This is a genomic window from Nocardiopsis codii (assembly GCF_036327455.1).
GTDB classification, from domain to species: Bacteria; Actinomycetota; Actinomycetes; order Streptosporangiales; family Streptosporangiaceae; genus Nocardiopsis; species Nocardiopsis codii.
The window spans coordinates 43,215-59,613 of the sequence record NZ_JAUZMY010000032.1 but is presented as its reverse complement, the minus strand read 5'-3'; the positions used below and the strand labels follow the sequence as shown (position 1 = coordinate 59,613).

General features: G+C 74.4%; 14 protein-coding genes. 5 read left to right on the top strand and 9 right to left on the bottom strand.

The features are described from left to right. Positions 1 to 57: 57 nt before the first annotated feature. The 6 genes from Q8791_RS25880 to Q8791_RS25855 are packed head-to-tail and all read right to left on the bottom strand — an operon-like array spanning position 58 to position 6,721. Complete coding sequence (locus tag Q8791_RS25880; RefSeq protein ID WP_330094415.1) at positions 58 to 678, bottom strand: bifunctional 4-hydroxy-2-oxoglutarate aldolase/2-dehydro-3-deoxy-phosphogluconate aldolase; 621 nt, start codon at positions 676 to 678, stop codon at positions 58 to 60. Continuing rightward, entirely contained in the window at positions 675 to 2,132 is a 1,458-nt protein-coding gene (locus tag Q8791_RS25875; RefSeq protein WP_330094414.1) for a mannitol dehydrogenase family protein, read from the bottom strand. Before Q8791_RS25875 ends, Q8791_RS25880 begins: the two co-directional genes overlap by 4 nt. After that, positions 2,129 to 3,070: a PfkB family carbohydrate kinase gene (locus Q8791_RS25870; protein ID WP_330094413.1), complete on the bottom strand. Its 942-nt coding sequence runs from the start codon at positions 3,068 to 3,070 to the stop codon at positions 2,129 to 2,131. Before Q8791_RS25870 ends, Q8791_RS25875 begins: the two co-directional genes overlap by 4 nt. Next, positions 3,067 to 4,278: a D-mannonate dehydratase ManD gene (gene manD / locus Q8791_RS25865; RefSeq protein ID WP_330094412.1), complete on the bottom strand. Its 1,212-nt coding sequence runs from the start codon at positions 4,276 to 4,278 to the stop codon at positions 3,067 to 3,069. The genes Q8791_RS25870 and manD overlap by 4 nt, the downstream gene beginning before the upstream one ends. After that, positions 4,275 to 5,339, bottom strand: a complete 1,065-nt coding sequence (locus tag Q8791_RS25860) for an L-idonate 5-dehydrogenase (RefSeq protein WP_330094411.1) — start codon at positions 5,337 to 5,339, stop codon at positions 4,275 to 4,277. The genes manD and Q8791_RS25860 overlap by 4 nt, the downstream gene beginning before the upstream one ends. Next, positions 5,336 to 6,721 (bottom strand): MFS transporter, encoded by a 1,386-nt coding sequence (locus Q8791_RS25855; RefSeq protein WP_330094410.1) that lies wholly within the window; start codon positions 6,719 to 6,721, stop codon positions 5,336 to 5,338. The genes Q8791_RS25860 and Q8791_RS25855 overlap by 4 nt, the downstream gene beginning before the upstream one ends. Positions 6,722 to 6,848: 127 nt before the next feature. Here Q8791_RS25855 and Q8791_RS25850 point away from each other — a divergent pair, with 127 nt between their 5' ends. The 3 genes from Q8791_RS25850 (at position 6,849) to Q8791_RS25840 (ending at position 10,048) form a co-directional block, all read left to right on the top strand. After that, a complete protein-coding gene (locus Q8791_RS25850) occupies positions 6,849 to 7,580 on the top strand; it encodes a GntR family transcriptional regulator (RefSeq protein WP_330094409.1) in 732 nt (243 codons plus the stop codon). Positions 7,581 to 7,932: 352 nt separating this feature from the next. Beyond that, positions 7,933 to 8,862: an alpha/beta hydrolase gene (locus Q8791_RS25845; protein WP_330094408.1), complete on the top strand. Its 930-nt coding sequence runs from the start codon at positions 7,933 to 7,935 to the stop codon at positions 8,860 to 8,862. A gap of 316 nt (positions 8,863 to 9,178) precedes the next feature. Further along, positions 9,179 to 10,048: an NmrA family NAD(P)-binding protein gene (locus Q8791_RS25840; protein WP_330094407.1), complete on the top strand. Its 870-nt coding sequence runs from the start codon at positions 9,179 to 9,181 to the stop codon at positions 10,046 to 10,048. A gap of 206 nt (positions 10,049 to 10,254) precedes the next feature. Here Q8791_RS25840 and Q8791_RS25835 read toward each other — a convergent pair whose 3' ends face one another. Further along, the gene (locus Q8791_RS25835) at positions 10,255 to 10,848 is read right to left on the bottom strand and encodes a GNAT family N-acetyltransferase (RefSeq protein ID WP_330094406.1); all 594 of its coding nucleotides are present in this window, start codon (positions 10,846 to 10,848) and stop codon (positions 10,255 to 10,257) included. A 215-nt stretch (positions 10,849 to 11,063) separates the two neighbouring features. Between Q8791_RS25835 and Q8791_RS25830 the strand changes: the two genes are divergently transcribed. Both Q8791_RS25830 and Q8791_RS25825 read left to right on the top strand, forming a co-directional pair. Next, entirely contained in the window at positions 11,064 to 11,996 is a 933-nt protein-coding gene (locus Q8791_RS25830) for an AEC family transporter (protein WP_330094405.1), read from the top strand. Positions 11,997 to 12,111: 115 nt separating this feature from the next. Beyond that, positions 12,112 to 12,717: a hypothetical protein gene (locus Q8791_RS25825; RefSeq protein ID WP_330094404.1), complete on the top strand. Its 606-nt coding sequence runs from the start codon at positions 12,112 to 12,114 to the stop codon at positions 12,715 to 12,717. 97 nt (positions 12,718 to 12,814) lie between these two features. On the opposite strand, the gene Q8791_RS25820 is transcribed toward Q8791_RS25825, so the two are convergent. Together Q8791_RS25820 and Q8791_RS25815 are read right to left on the bottom strand one after the other, a co-directional pair. Further along, complete coding sequence (locus Q8791_RS25820) at positions 12,815 to 14,764, bottom strand: FAD/NAD(P)-binding protein (RefSeq protein WP_330094403.1); 1,950 nt, start codon at positions 14,762 to 14,764, stop codon at positions 12,815 to 12,817. 109 nt (positions 14,765 to 14,873) lie between these two features. Next, a complete protein-coding gene (locus Q8791_RS25815; RefSeq protein ID WP_330094402.1) occupies positions 14,874 to 16,190 on the bottom strand; it encodes a winged helix-turn-helix domain-containing protein in 1,317 nt (438 codons plus the stop codon). Positions 16,191 to 16,399 lie beyond the last annotated feature (209 nt).

Here is a 16,399-nt window from a genome sequence, read left to right as displayed (position 1 = left end):
GGGCGACCGCGTCGGCGGCGGGCCGGCCCTCGCGTGATCGGCCGGCGTCCGGCCGGTTCAGCGGAGCGTGACCGCCTCGGCGGCGAGCCGGGTGATGCGCTCCCAGTCCCCGTCCCGGACCGCGTCCTGCGGGGTGAGCCAGCTTCCGCCGACGCACGCGGCGTTGGGGGCGGCCAGGTAGTCGGGTGCGCTGTCGGCCGTGATCCCGCCCGTCGGGCAGAACACGACGTCGGGGACCGGCCCGGCCACGGCCGTGAGGAACCCCGGTCCCAGGGCCGTGGCGGGGAAGGCCTTCTGCGCGAGGAACCCCTCCTCCCGCGCGGCCAGCACCTCGCTCACGGTCGCCACCCCGGGCAGGGCGGCGATCCCGCTCCGGGCCAGGTGCCGCAGCAGTCCCGGTGTGGTGCCGGGGGTGACGAGGAAGTCGGCTCCGGCCTCGACGGCGGCGTCCGCCTGCCGGGGAGTGAGCACCGTCCCGACCCCCACCAGCATGCCCGGCACCCCTCGGGCCACCGCGCGGACGGCGGAGAGGGCCCCGGGGGTGCGCAGGGTGATCTCGACGACCCCGACTCCGCCGGCCAGGAGCGCCTCGGCCAGGGGGACGGCCAGACCGGGGTCGTCGACCGTGACCACGGGGATGACCGGGGATCGGCCCAGAACGGCGTCCGTTCGCGTCACAGCGTGATCTCCTTGCCGAGGGCGCGGGTGTCCCCGGCGTCGATGAGCTCGTACCAGTGGGCCGCCAGGCCGGTGAAGACGGTGTCGGCGACGAGTTCCCCGGGGAAGACTCCCGCCTCCATCAGCCGCGGGACCACGTCCGCGGCACGCCTCCGGTCGGGCAGCAGCCCGGCGAGGGTGGCGGCCAGCGGGTCCTCCACCCGGGGCCCGGCGGTGGCGACGTGGTGCATCCAGGCCGCCACCGCCAGAGCGCCCCAGCGGGGTTCGCCGCCCCGCTCCCTGACCGCCCGGATCGTGGGGAGCAGGCGCGGGCCGATCTTCTGGGAGCCGTCGGCGGCGACCTTCGCGGTCGTGTGGCCCAGCGCGGGGTTGGCGAACCGCGCCAGGACCGACTCCGCGTAGGCGGGACCGTCGAGCCCCTCGGGCAGGCGCAGCGAGGGCAGGGCCTCCTCGTGGACGAGCCTGTGCACCGCCGTGGCCGCGACGGTGTCGGCCGCGCACTCGGCGATGGTGCGGTGCCCGAGTGAGAGCCCCAGGTAGGCGAGCAGCGAGTGCCCGGCGTTGAGGATGCGGAGCTTGGTCTCCTCCCAGGGGAGGACGTCGTCGGTGAGGAGCGCCCCCGCGCTCTCCCACCGGGGCCGTGCCGCCGCGAAGCGGTCCTCGATCACCCACTGGCGGAAGGGCTCGGCGATCACCGCGGCCTCGTCGCGCAGGCCCAGGGCCGCCTCCACCCGGTCGAGGTCCTCCGGGGTGGTGGCCGGGACCATCCGGTCGACCATCGTGTTGGGGAAGCAGACCGACTCCGCAACCCAGGCCCGCAGCCGGTCACCCTCGGCCCCGGGCAGGGCGTCGGCGAAGTCCGCGACCAGCGCGCCCGTGCGGTCCCCGTTCCCGGACAGGTTGTCGCAGGAGACCACGGTGATCGGGCCCGCGTCCCGGAGCATCCTGAGCTGGAGGCCCCGGGCGATCTGGCCGACGGACGTGAGCGGGGGAGCACCGTCCAGGTCCGCCCGCACCGACGGGTCCCGTACGTCCAGGCGGCCGGTCAGGGGGGCGGCCCGGTAGCCCTTCTCCGTGACGGTGAGGGTCACGACCCGCGTGCCCGGGGCCCCGATGAGCTCCACGACGGCCCGGGGGTCGCGCGGCCCGGCGAGGGTCCCGGTGACGGAGGAGACCACACGGACGGCGCCGCTCCCCGAGCCGCGCTCGGTCACGGTGAACAGTCCGTCCTGCGGCGCCATCTGCTCCCACACGCGCGCCGACCGACCGGTCACCGCGCCGATCCCCCACGAGGTGTCCCCGGTGGCCAGCATGGCGTCCTCGGTGTACACGGCGGTGTGGGCGCGGAAGAACGCCCCCGCGCCGAGGTGGACCACCCCCGTGCGCAGAGCGTCCCGGTCCAGGGCGGGGGAGCGTCCCGAGCGGCCGAGGGAGGCCGGGTCCAGTCTGTTCATCGTTCCGCTCCCGTCCGCGCCGCGTGGGCGCGCGCCTGTTCCAGGGTGGGCAGCAGCCCCGTCCCGCCGCGTCCACCGACGTTGAGGCTGGCGACCGCGGCGGCGAGCCGGGCCGCCTGCTCGAATCCGTCCCCCAGGACCATGCGGGCGCTCAGGGTCCCCAGGAACGCGTCCCCCGCGCCCGTCTGGTCCACGACCAGGGGAGCCGGGACCGCGTCGACCCAGGTGCTCCCCTCGGCCGTGGCGAGGTGGACGCCGCGGGACCCGCACGTCACCGCGACGTGCCGGGCGCCCCCGTCCAGGAGGCGCTGTGCGGCCTCCGGCGGTGACGCGCTCCGGAGGAGGGACGAGGTCTCTCCAGGGTGGGAGGGGGTGACGAGGTGGGCGAGGGGCGCGAACTCGGCCAGGACCGCGGCCGCGGCCTCCCGCGTGGTCAGAGCCGGCCGGTGGTTGGGGTCGAACACGAACCTCCGGGCCAGGCGGGCCGCCGCCCTGACCGCCTCGTGCGCGCTCGCGGAGACGGCGCAGGCGATGCCCGACGCCACGACAGCGTTGGCGGCGGACAGGGCCTGCTCGTCCAGGTCGGTGGGGCACAGCGTCGATCCGACGCTCCCGCTGCGGGCGTAGGAGAACGCCCGCTCCCCCTCGGGGTCGCTGTGGACCAGGTAGACGCCCTGCTGCCCGGGGCGGAAGCGCAGCAGTGCCGTGGAGACGCCCAGTTCGGCGACGCGGTCGGCGATCGCCCGGCCCAGGGAGTCGTCGGTCAGGACCGCGGCCAGGCCGACCCGGGCGCCCGCCCGGGCAGCCGCCGCGGCGACGTTGAGGGCGTCGCCGGACACCCCGAGGCGGGCGGGAACCCCGTGGGCCACCGGTTCGTCGGTGGCCACCTCCAGGAGGACCTCGCCCAGGACGACGACGTCGAGTTCGTGAGCGGTCACCAGTCGTGCACCGTTCCGTCCAGGCGCCGGTTGACCGGCAGGTAGCGGGGGTCGTAGGGGTGGCGGGAGGCCGCCTCCTCGTCGAACTCCACGCCGAGGCCCGGCGCCTCGCCCGGGTGCATGTACCCGTCGGAGAAGGTGTAGCCGGTGCGGAACACCTCGTCGAAGGGGCCCGTGTGGCCCATGTACTCCTGGATGCCGAAGTTGGGGATGCTCAGGTCGACGTGCAGGGCCGCCGCCATGGCGATCGGGGACAGGTCCCCGGCACCGTGGGAGCCGGACCGCACCCCGTACAGGTCGGCGAGGGAGAACACGCGGCGCAGGTGGGTGATACCCCCGGTGTGGGACACCGACGTGCGGATGTAGTCGATGAGCCGTTCGGTGATCAGCTGCTGGCAGTCCCAGATCGAGTTGAACACCTCGCCCACCGCGACGGGGGTGGTGGTGTGCTGCCGGATCAGGCGGAAGGCCGACTGGTCCTCCGCCGGGGTCGGGTCCTCCATCCAGAACGGCCGGTAGGGTTCGAGCGCCGCGCCCAGGCGGCCCGCCTCGATCGGGCTGAGCCGGTGGTGGACGTCGTGGAGCACGTGCACGCCGTAGCCGAACTCCTCGCGGACGTGCCGGAGCATGGTCGGCGCGAAGTCGAGGTAGAGCGAGGTCTCCCAGGCGTCCTCCTGGGGACGGTTGCCGCTGGCGGGCTCGTACACCCGGCCGCCGGCGCCCGCGATGCCGTAGGTCTTGTCCAGGCCGGGCACCGCCGCCTGGACGCGGATCGCCTTGTACCCGAGGTCGAGGTGGCGCTGGAAGTCCGCGCCCAGGTCGTCGAGCGAGGAGCCGCTGGCATGCCCGTAGACCATGACGCCGTCCCGGGCGGCGCCGCCCAGCAGCTGGTAGACGGGCATCCCCGCGGCCTTGCCCTTGATGTCCCACAGGGCCACGTCCACGGCCGCGATCGCGGTCATCGTCACCGGGCCGCGGCGCCAGTACGCGCCCTTGTAGAGGTACTGCCAGGTGTCCTCGATACGGCGCGCGTCCCGGCCGATGAGGAGCGGGCACAGGTGGTCGCGCAGGTAGGAGGCGACCGACAGCTCGCGCCCGTTCAGCGTGGCGTCGCCGACGCCGGTGACGCCGTCCTCGGTCTCGATGACCAGGGTGACGTAGTTGCGGCCGGGGGACGAGACGACGACACGTGCGTCCGTGATCTTCACAGGGTGCCCTTTCCGGGGAGTACGGGGTGGTCGGGGGGACCGAACCGCAGCATGACCTTGCTGCTGCCCGAGGCGGGGTCGGCGGCCACGCGCATCGCCTCCTCGGCACGGTCCAGGGGGAAAGTGTGGGTCATCAGCGGGCCGACGTCGAGACCCTCGGCCATCGCGGTGAGGGCGCCGTCGATCTCGTCGACGAAGCGGTAGGAGCCCTTCCAGACGATCTCCCGGGTCACGAGGTCGCCCAGGACCGCGGCGGCCTCCGTCCCGGGGAGGTTGCCCACCTGCACGACGGTCCCTCCCCGGGCGGTCGAGCGCAGGACGGCGCCGAGCGCCCCCGGAGCGCCGGACGCCTCGATGACGATCTCGGCGTCCTCGGGCAGGGGCTCGCCCCGGGAGACGTCGCGGAGCTCGTCCGCGCCCATGGCCCCGGCGACCGCCAGCGACGCCGCGTCGATGTCGGCGACGGTGACCCGCCCGGCCCCGGCGTGTTTGAGGGCGGCCGCCACGAGCGAGCCGATGGGGCCGGCCCCGTTGACGGTCACGTCCCGGCCGGTGACGTCCCCGGCGCGGGACACGGCGTGCAGGGCCACGGCCAGCGGCTCCGCCAACGCGCCCTCGCGCGTGCCGACCCCGTCGGGGAGGGGGCGGAGCTGTTCGGCGCGCACGGCCCTGAACTCGCTGAAACCGCCGTCGGTGTGCGGGTGGAACGCCGCCGACCCGAAGTACCGCACCCGCGGGTACAGGTTGGTGCGCCCCGCCAGCCTCTCGGGCATGCGCCCGTCCCCGACCAGCTCCGCCGGGTGGACGGTGACGGGCAGGCCCTCCTCGACCCCGCTCACACCGGGGCCGACCCGGACGACGCGTCCGGCGATCTCGTGCCCCAGGACCAGGGGGTCGCGCAGGACGGCGGTGCCGGAGCGCCCGTGGCGCCAGTAGGCGATGTCGGATCCGCAGATGCCGCCCCACTCCACTGCGAGGACCACCTGCCCCTCGCCGGGCTCGGGTGCGGGGCGCTCGTCGACCCTCAGGTCTCCGGCCCCGTGTACGGTGACGGCCCTCATACGGCGTCCTCCAGTCGAACCAGGTCGCGTCCGCGCACCTCGGGCATGAAGTACGTGGAGACGAGGGTGATCAGGGAGTAGGTGATGATCATGGCGGCCAGGGGCCACCAGGACCCGGTCACCGCGGTGAGCGTCGCGGCCAGCACCGGGCCGATGGCGGTGGCGAGGACGCCCCCGATCTCCTTGGCCAGTGCCAGCTGGGTGAAGCGGGTGCGCGCCCCGAACAGCTCGGCCATGGTGACGCTCTCCACCGAGAACAGGCCGAGGACCGAGAGGTTGAGGCCGACGACCATCGCGACGGTCACGAGGACGACGTCGCCGGAGTTGATCATCAGCATCATGGGCACGGCGAAGAGCATGCTCGCGACCGTCAGGCAGAAGTAGAGGGGGCGGCGGCCGAAGCGGTCGCCGAGCACGCCGACGAGGGGCACGGTGACGAAGCCGAGCAGGGAGCCGTACACGATGGCGGACGTGCCGACCGAGCCGTCCATCAGCAGGGTGGCGCTGAGGTAGCCGACCAGGAACGTCTGGACGATGCCGGAGTTGCCCGCCTGGCCGAAGCGCAGGCCCAGGGCGATGAGGAAGGCGCGGCCCTTGCGCTGGTGGAGGGCGGCCTCCAGGGTGCTCGTGTCCTTCTCCACGGCGGTCGCGGCGAGCTCCTCGCGGGACATGGCCACACCGTCGACGATGTCCTCGCGCTGCTCGAAGACCGGGCTTTCCTTGACGGAGTGGCGGATCCACAGGGCCAGGAGCAGGAGCAGGGCGCTGGCCAGGAACGGGATGCGCCAGCCCCAGGCCAGCAGTTCGGCCTCGGAGAGGGCGAACACCAGGACCGCCCAGATCGCCGAGGCGCCCAGGGTCCCGGAGTTGGTCCCCAGGCACACCAGGGAGGCGATGAACCCGCGCCGCCTGGCGGGGGCGTACTCCGCCAGCATGACCGTGGCGCCCGCGATCTCGGCGCCCGCCCCGAAGCCCTGTGCCAGGCGCAGGCCCACGAGCATGATCGGGGCGAGGAGCCCCACCTGCTGGTAGGTCGGCAGGGCGCCGATCAGCGTGGTGGAGACGCCCATGAGCGCGACGGTGATGAACAGGACCTTCTTCGGCCCGAGCCGGTCGCCCATGCGGCCGAAGTAGACCGCTCCGGCGAGGCGGGCGACGTAGCCGACACCGTAGGTGCCCATCGCCGCGATCAGGCCGATCGCCGGGTTGAGGTCGGGGAAGAAGATCTGGTTGAAGACCAGGGCGGCGGCCAGGGAGTAGAGCTGGAAGTCCATGAACTCCATGGCGGTTCCGAGCCACCCGGAGACCGAGGCCTTCGTGAGGTCCCGTGTGCTGCGTTCGCCCTGTCCCGCGGGGGTCGGTGGTGGCGCCTGTTCGGTCATGGGAGGTTCCTTTGTCGGACGGCTTCTACCTGCGGTGACATCCCCGGGAAACCGGGTGTGAACGTCACGGCAACTGGTATACAAGCACTGGTATACCAGTGGCGTCAATGGCGGTAGACTTCCTGGTATGGCTGACGACACCCGCTCCGGGGGACCCCTGCTGTCCGCACGGGACCGCACCTTGGACACCATCCGTCGCGCGGTCATCACCCTGGAGCTCAAACCCGGGGCGCCGCTCTCCGAGAACGAACTCGCCGCGGAGCTCGCGGTGAGCCGCACCCCCGTGCGCGAGAGCCTCATCCTCCTGCGGGAGGAGGGGCTCGTGGAGGTCTACCCGCAGGTCGGGAGTTTCGTCTCCCTCGTGGACCCCGAGCGCGTGGGCCAGGCGCAGTTCATCCGGGAGGCGGTCGAGTGCACCTCCCTCGCCCAGGCCGAGCCCCCGTTCTCCCCCGCGCACGTGGCCGACCTGAGGGACAACCTCCGGGCGCAGCACGACGCCGAGGCCGCGGGGGACCACGACCGGTTCTTCGCGCTGGACGAGGAGTTCCACCGGGCCCTCCTGGCCCTGGCCGGGCACGAGAGCGCCTGGCGGACCGTCAACGCGGCCAAGGCCCACCTGGACCGCGCGCGGCGGCTGAGCCTGATCGACACGCGGCCGATGCGGGAGCTCGCCGAGCAGCACACGCAGGTGGTGGACGCGATCGAGGCGGGAGACCTCGACGACGCGGTCCGAGCGCTCCGCTCGCACCTGCGCGCCGTGTTCGAGGACGTGGAACGCATCCGGGCGGTCTCGCCCGAGTACTTCTCCGACGGGCAGCGGCGCCGCCCCGTCCGGCGGACCGTGACCTCGCTCAAGTAGGGCAGGGGTCCGCCCGCGCGGCGCCGAGGATCCCCACCGCCGCGTCCGCTCGCGCCGACGGCCCGCAGGCGTCCGGGGACGGCGGGCGACCGCCGCGAGGGCGGCCCGGCGCCGGCAGGGGAGCGTGCGCGCCGGGGGCCGCCCCCTCGGTCGGGGGCGGGCGCGAACCGGCCGCGTTCCGCCGGACGCCGCCGCCGTCGTGCCGCCGACCCCACCCGGGCGTGCCGACCCGCGCGCGACCCTGACCGGTCTCCGGTACGGGGCGACCGGTCGCGGGCCGGGCGGTCGCGGGCAGTAGGTTGGCGATGACGAGGCGGGGCCGTGCGAGGGCGGCCGTCGACAGGAGCGGACCATGGAACTGACGAGGGTGCACCCCGAACTGCGCCAGGCGGTGCGGAGGGTTCCCGTCCTGCCGCTGCACCGGCCGCGCGTGCGGCGGATGCTGAGAGCCGCCCAGCGCGGTCTCAGCAAGGACGCCGTGGTCGACGGCGTCCTGTTCCGCGACCTGTCCGAGGACGGCGTCGCCGTGCGCGTCTACGAGCCCGAGTCGGGTGCGTCCGGGGCCGGGCTGCTGTGGGTGCACGGCGGCGGCCTGGTCATCGGCCAGCCCTCGCAGGACGACCGCTTCTGCTCCACCGTGGCGCGCGACCTGGGCCTCGTCGTGGTCTCGGTCGACTACCGGCTCGCGCCGGAGGAGCCGTTCCCGGCCGCGGTCGACGACTGCGTCGCCGCCTGGGACTGGTTCCAGAGCTCGTGCGAACGGCTCGGGGTGGACCCCGCCCGGATCGTCGTCGGGGGGCAGAGCGCGGGCGGAGGCCTCGCCGCGTGCCTGGTGCACCGCATCCACGACCGCGGCGGGGTCCAACCCCGCGCGCAGCTCCTCGGCTGTCCCATGCTCGACGACCGGACGGCGGCCCGGACCGAGCTGGACGAAGAGCGGCACTGGGTCTGGAACAACCGCCTCAACCGGTTCGGCTGGAGCGCCTACCTGGGGCGGGAACCGGGCGGCGAGACCGAGCCCTACGCGGTGGCCGCCCGGCGCGACGACCTGCGCGGGCTGCCCCCGGCGTGGATCGGGGTGGGCGACATCGACCTGTTCTTCGACGAGGCCACCGGCTACGCGCGGCGACTGCGCGAGGCCGGAGTGGACTGCGAGCTGGAGATCGCGCCCGGCGCGCCCCACGGCTTCGAGGCGTGGGCGCCCGAAGCGCCCGTGGCGGAGGACTTCTCGCGCCGGAGCCGCGGGTGGCTCGCGCGGGCGGTCGCCTCCCCGGACGCCTAGGGAGTGTTTCAGGAGGCTTCCGGGTCGGCGAGCGGCCGTCCGGGCGATCTCTCGCACGACGATGTGCGACGTTCGGCCCGGTAGGGCTTGACGAGCGCAGAGGCGCGGCGAGAGGAAGCCTGGCGGACGCGAGCCCGGAAGGATGCGAAGAACACGACCTCGGACGCCCCTCCGCCTCCTCGGGCCGCACCGCGGGGACAGCCCTTCCGTCTCCGTCGGCGGACCGCTCCGTGTTGTGGCCGGAATCCGGCCACAACCCCTCGTAGCGTGCGAGACGAGCCGCCACGGAGCGGAACACGAACACGAGGAGACACCGATGCGCATCGCCGTGACCACCCCCACCGGCAACGTGGGCCGCCACGTCGTCACCGGCCTGATCCGGGCGGGTGTGCGCCCGCTGGTGCTCGTGCGCGACCCGGCGAGGCTCGACCCGGCGATCGCCGGCCTGGTGGACGCCGTCGCCGTCGACCAGGGCGACGGCGACGCGGTCGTGGCCGCGACCGCGGGTGTCGATTCCCTGTTCTGGGTCGACCCGCCGACCCCGTCCGACGACCCGGTCGCCGAGTACGCCCGGTTCGGCGCACACGCCGCCCGTGCCGTCACCGCCAACGGCATCCGCCGCGTCGTCTTCCTGAGCAGCGTCGGGGCGGAGCGCCGCTCCGGAGCCGGGGAGATCGACGGGCTGGCCCGCACCGAGCAGCTGCTCGACGACACCGGCGCGGACGTGGTGCACCTGCGCTGCGGGTTCTTCTTCAGCAACCTGGTGATGGAGCTGGACGCCATCCGCTCCGGCACCGTCCGGGTCGTGCTGCCGGTGGACCACCCGATGCCGTGGGTCGCGCCGCGCGACATCGCCGACACCGCCGTGGGACGCCTCCTCAACCAGGACTGGACCGGCAGGGTCGTCCAGGCCGTGCACGGCCCCGCCGACCTGACCTGGGAGCAGGCCGCGGCGGTCGTCTCGGACGTCACCGGCCACTCCGTGCGGGCCGAGCGCGTCCCCGACGAGCGGATGCGGGACGCCCTCGCGGGCGCGGGACTGGGGGCCGGGCTCGTCGAGGCGGTCATGGGCATGTCCACGGGGCTCCGGGACGGGTTCACCCCGGAGCAGTCCCGGACCGCGGAGACCACGACGCCGACCACCCTGGCCGCCTGGTGCCAGGACGAGCTGCGCCCCCTGCTCTGACGGGGCCGGGTGCGCCCCGAGGGCGGCCGGGGCGCGCCGACGTTCAGGACAGCGCGGCGCGCACGCGTCCTGGTCACGGAGGAACCGGCGCGGGGCGGGGTGCCGGGCGTGGGCGGAGAAGGCGCGGCGGGTTCCGTGCGGGTGCTCCTCCGTGCCCCGGAGCGTCCCGGGCCTGTGAGGGAGGAGCGTCGCGGGGCCGCCGGGCCTCAGCCCGCGGACGCCCAGCGCACCTCCCCGTCCTCGTCCACGCCCGGGGCGGGTGTCAGGCCCAGCCTCCTCGCGACCCCCGCCGAGGCGTCGTGCAGGGGGTGGATCGACGCCCTGAAGGCGCGGACGCCGTGGGCGGCCAGCCAGTCGCGCATCCCCAGCGCGGCCTCGGTGGCCAGCCCCCGGCCCTGGTGGGGCACACCGACCACCCATGCCAGGTCAGCGACCGGACCCGCGGGTCCGTGATCCACCGTGGCCTGCACGAACCCCGCGGGCAGGCCCTCGCCCCGCACGTACAGGATCCAGTTGAACCACGACCGGTCCCGGTCGGGGGACCCGGCCGACTGGAGCGTGTAGCGGCGCCTGAGCCCGTCCGGTGTCGGGGGCTCGCCTCCGGTGAACGCGTAGAGCGCCGGATCGCCCAGCACGGGGAGCATCGGCCCCGCGTGCCCGGGGGTGAGGGGTTCCAGCACCATCCGCGCGGTCGCGATCTCCTCCGGTTCGGGCCGGTCCCACGGTGAGGGCCCCCTCGTCCCGGCCCCGGTGCCCTCCGGCGGGCGGGGCGGGCCCGCCTCCGGTCGTGTCTCCGCCATGTCCGTCCTCCTGTCCGCGGCCCCCCGCGAGGCCGGCCGGGGATCCCCGACCGTGGGGGAGCTTCGTCCCCCGGGGCGGCCCCGGTCAACCCGCCCCGGGCGGGGGCACGGGCCGCCGCGCACGACGCCGTCGGTGTGACGTGGGCCGTGGCCGATGCGGACGACCTTCGATAGCGTGGCCCGTCTTCGGCCGCACGGTAGTTCGGGGGCGCACCTTGTCCGGGGTCATCGTGGGGTTCGGGGTCATCCTCAGTGTGGTCCTCACCGGCTACGTGCTCGGGCGGTTCTCCCTCCTGGGGGCGGGGGGCATGGAGGTCCTCAACAAGCTGGCGTTCTACGTGGCCAACCCCGCGCTGCTGTTCACCATCCTGTCCCGCACGGACATGTCCGTCCTGTTGTCGCCGCTGGCCGTGGTGAGTGTCCTGAGCGTGCTGCTCATGGCGCTGGTCTTCGTCGCGGTCGGACTCGTCCGGGGCTGGGGTGCGGGACGTACGACGATGGGGGCGCTCGGGTCCTCCTTCGTCAACGCGGGCAACCTCGGCATCCCCATCTCCGCCTACGTCCTCGGTGACGCCTCGCTGGTCGCCTCGATCATGCTGTTCCAGATGCTGGTGCTGACCCCGGTCTCCTTGACCGTGCTGGATCTGAGCAACGGGCGGGTGCGCGGGTTCTGGCCGGTTCTGCGCCGATCCGTGGGAACTCCGGTGCGCAACCCGGTGGTGATCGCGTCCCTGGCCGGGGTGGCGTCGTCGGTCTCGGGCCTGGTTCTGCCCGGACCGCTGATGGAGCCGTTCGACCTGGTCGCCGGGATGGCGGTCCCGGCGATGCTGCTGGCGTTCGGCATCTCCCTGTACGGCAGCCCGCTGCCCGGACGGGCCGGCCCCGATCAGGCGCCGGTGCTGGTGGCGGTGGCGTTGAAGTCGGTCGGCCACCCGCTGGCCGCCTGGGCGTTGGGAGCCCTGGTGTTCGGCATGGAGGGATCGGCCCTGTTCGCGGTGGTGGTGCTGGCCGCCCTGCCCACCGCCCAGAACGTGTTCAACTACGCCGCCCACTACCGGACCGGTGAGGTGCTCGCCCGTGAGGCGGTCATGCTGACCACCGCCCTGACCGTCCCGGTCCTGGTCACCGTCGCGTTCCTGCTCGGCTGACACGGCCCCGGCGCACTGGACCGGGTCTGGTCCGCGGGAGCGGCCGGTGCGGAACGGACTTTGGCGTCACTGTGTCACAATCTCGGTGAGAACTGAAGAAAGGGCGGTGGCCCCCGTGAGCCATGTGCAGGACGCACTCGTACTGAACCCCAGCCGTCGCAGGGTCTGGACCAGGCTGGCCTTCGCCTCGGTGCCCGCCGTGGTGGCGACCGTCGGCATCTGGGTGAGGCTCGCGCCCATGGCGGGCCTGATCACGGGCGCACTGTTCGCCGTCATGATCTCGCTGATGCTGTGGCACGCGCACCGTTCCAGCATCGTCCTGACCCCGTACGAGATCGTCGAGAAGGGGCTGGGCTTCCAACGGCGCCGGCCCAGGGTGCACATCGCCCGCCTGGTCCGAGCGGTCGTCGTCGTGCCCCGCGCGGGTTCCAACGAGACCCTGTACGTGCTCGACGCGAAGAACGACGTGATCATCAGGCTGTACGGCGCGAACTACACGACCCAGGACATGGACCTCCTGGTGGACGCACTCGCCGTGCCGTGCGAGGGACCCGACCGGCCGGTCACCTATGGCGAGTTGGCGCAGACCCACCCGCATGTCCTGTCGTGGACCGAGCGGCACCCCGTCCTGCTGGCCCTGGCGATCCTCGGCGTCCTGGTCCTGCTCGTCGCGGTGGCCGCCCTGCTCGTCGTCCTGCTGGACGCGCTGGGGTACCTGTAGGAGCCGCCCCGCGCGGGGACGTCCCCGCGCGGGCTCACGGCCGGTCGCACCCGGCGCCGGACCCGGCCCACCGCGCGCGGGGCGCGGGCCCGAGGCGTCACGGCCGGAGGCTGCCCAGGAGGGTGCGGGCGAGAGCGTCGTTCTGGCGGAAGAACCCCGCGTTGGTGTGCGGACGGGAGAACCCGCCCGCGCCCACGCCCCCCGCGACCAGCACGCCCGCGCCGAACCGCGAGGGGTGCGGCGTCCCGTCGGCCCGTGACAGCCGCTGGTCGGCCGGGTCGGCGTCGATGAGCCCGGTGCGGGGCCGTTCCCGGATCTCCCCGCGCGAGCGCAGGGCCAGCAGCAGCGGATCGGTGGTCCGCTCCAGCGACGGCGCGGGAAGCCTGGCCTCCAGCAGAGTCCTGGCCGCGACCGTCGCGTCCGTGCTGGACGACCTCGCGAGGAAGAAGCCCTCCGGGGTGTCGACCTCCATGTCGGCGCCGACGAACCGCAGTACCCCGGCCCGGGCGAGGGCCAGGACCTCCTCCAGGCGCGGGCCGGGCGGACCGCTGGCCAGGTAGCTGAAGAAGCCGGTGAACCCGGGCAGGTCCCGTGCCGCGGACTCCTGGGAGATCCGTTCGGCGCCGACCGCATCGGCGATCACCGCGAACACCGACAGCAGCGCGAAGAACACCGCCAGGTCCATGCTGTGCGCCGGGTCGCGCCGGCGCTCCAGGTCGGCGGAGACGTAGCCGTCCAGCCACGCGCCGAGCGCGTCGTGGTCGGCGAACCGGAGCCCCGCCAGGGGCCGGTCGATCCGCTCGACGTCGAACCGGTCCCCGTCCTCGCGCACCGCCTCGGCGACCAGCTCCTTGAGCTGGGCACCCGCCCAGTCCAGGGAGTCCAGCCGTTCGACGAACTCGTCCGCGCCGATCGCCAGCCGTTCGGGGTGCGACAGCGCCAGCTCCCGGTAGTGGGCGTGGGACAGCTCGCGCACGACCAGTGGCCACACGTCGTCCCGCAGGTCCAGGGGGTCGGGCCCGAGCGCGTCCAGGGCGTGCGCGCTCACGTGCCGGGGCAGCTCCGGGCGCGGTCCGGGCAGGTCGTAGTGGAGTTTGGAGTGGTAGGGCACCCCGCGCCGCGAACCGGCGTACAGGAGGGGTTCGTCCCCGGACGGGGAGTAGCGCAGGGTCCCGTCCGGGGTGCGGTGGAAGGTGCCGCCCCGACCGGAGGTCAGGAGCACGACGGTGTCCACGAACGCGAGCCCCATGCCCCGCAGGAGGGCGGGCTCGCCGGGCGGCACCGCGTCGAGGGAGATGTCGGCGGTGGAGGCGGTCGGCACGTGGACGAGGCCGTGCGCGGCGGCGTGCCGGGCGAGCCGACGCTCCTCGTCCGTGGGGTCGGTGCCGGTGCTGCCCTGCGCCAGCACGACGACGTCCGCGTCCAGGGTGTCCGCCCGGCCGGGTGCGGATCGGCCGTCCGGGTGTTCCGTGTCGGCGGCCCCCGGGTCCGGCGCAGGACCCCGGTCGAGGAACAGGCGCTGGCGCCCGTCGGGCAGGTCGCGCAGGTCCACCACGCGGGCGGTCACCGGGCGGACGGCCATCCGCGCCGGGGAGCGCTCCGCCACGTGGTGGAACACCCAGGACAGGTACCGGCTCTGGAACCTGCGGGTGGCGAACCAGCCGGGGTGAACCCGGCGTGCCTCGGCGAGGTCGGCCTCGTCCGACGTGAACCCGGGCGGTCTGCTCAGGCGGTCCGCGGCGAGGTCCCGGGCCCACTCGGTCAGGGTGGGGCCCGGGGCCAGCGGGCCCGCGCACACCACCGACGCGTCGGTGAACATCGTGCAGTCGTTCGCCGTCGTGTTCATCCACAGCCACGGCGACTGCGCGTGCCGCCAGATCCGGCCTCCGCCGGGCGGGTGCGGATCGACGACGAAGACCTCCAGGTCGTCGTCGGGGAGGAGTTCGGGGATGTTGGCGGCGATCCGTTCCAGGAGGGAGGTGGCCCGGGGACCGGCGCCGACGAGCGCGATGCGGAGCGGACGCCGGGGGCACGCTGTGGTGGTCACCCCACGAGGCTAATGCATACTAAATCGGTAGTAAATATCGGGAAAGAGGAAGGGGCGGCCCGCCGCCCCCGACCTGGGCGGACCCGGTCGGGGAAGGGGCGGGTGCGGCTCAGGGGACGGGCGCGGCCTCGACCCGCCGCAGCGCCTCACGCCAGGGCGCGGGCACCGCGCCGGAACAGGTGACCCTCCCCGCCCCCAGGAACCCGGCCAGGTCGGCGACCGCGCCCGCGACGCCCTCCGCGGCGTCCGCGACCTCCTCGGCGGCGGCCCCGGCCGGCGCGGGCACGGTCCCGCCCGTCCCCGTCCCCGTTCCCGGGGCGGAGCCGGGCTCGGCGTACACGTTCTCCAGGTCCAGGACGCCGCTCCGCCGGTCGAACCTGGCCGCGATCCGGCCGACCAGCAGGTCGCCGTGCAGGACGGGCAGCACGTAGTAGCCGAACTCCCTCCTGGCCCTGGGCACGTACATCTCGGTGCGGAAGCGGAAACCCCACAGCAGCTCGGTCCGCTCCCGGTCGCAGAGCAGGTTGTCGAACGGCGACAGCAGGACCGTCCTGGGCCCCCAGGAACCGCCGTCGACCGCCTCCAGCAGGGGCAGGACGTCCGCGTGCACGAACCACGGCTCCTCCGGATCGGCGCCCTCCACCCGGGCCCGCACCACCCGGCCGTCCGCCTCCAACCGGTCGAGCACCTCCGCCAGGCCGTCGTACCGGCCCCGGACGAAGTGCCTCACGACGTCCCTCGCGCGTCCGGCTCCCAGGGCCCGCAGGGCGTGCTCGGCCGACAGCGACACGATGTCCGCGTCGGCCAACTCGGTCCGGTCGGTCCACGCGGGCAGGCACCGGTCGGCCAGGTCCCACAGGCGTCTGCGTCCCTCGCGGCCGGCCACCATCACCCGTCCCTGGGTCCACAACAGGTCGAGCATGCGCTCCACGTTGCGCCCCCCGGTCCATCCGCTGGACTCCCAGGCGAGGGCGGAGCGGTCCTCGAACCCGCCGACGGGCAGGGGACCCTCGTCCTCCAGGCGCTGGAGGACGTGCTCCCGCAGTTCCGCGTTGGCCTCGGTCCAGGCCACCAGGCGCCGACCGTACGGGGAGGCGCCCGCCGGGTAGCGGCGCATCAGCCCCCGGTGCAGCGCGCGGTCCTCGGTCAGCACGATCGACGCCGCGTGGGCCCAGTACTCGAACAGCCACCGCTCGTCCCACATCAGCGTGTCCAGGTCGGCCTCGTCGAAGTGCCCCACCCTGCTCCACAGCACCAGGAGGTGGCTCCGGGCGACCACGCCGACGGGGTCCAGCTGGAGGCAGCGCAGGGCGCGCAGGACCTCCCGCAGCCCGTCGGGGCCGGCGGTCGGACGGGGCCCGGCCAGGCGCTGGCGGGTGACCGCCAGGCGGCGGACGGTTCGGCGGTCCAGGTCGAGGGGGCGCACGGTGACTCCTGGGGCAGGCGCGGGTGCGGGGGCAGGGGCACACAGGGCGGGTGGGCGACACATCCGCCCCAGCGAACCGCGCGCCGCCGACGTTCCGCCGCCCGGCACCGGGCGCGGCCTGTCACGGACCGGGGGCCGCGCGCGGTCCTCGGTGCAGACACGTCCGCACGGGCCGTGTCGCGGAGCGGGCGCCCTCGGGCGCACCCCGC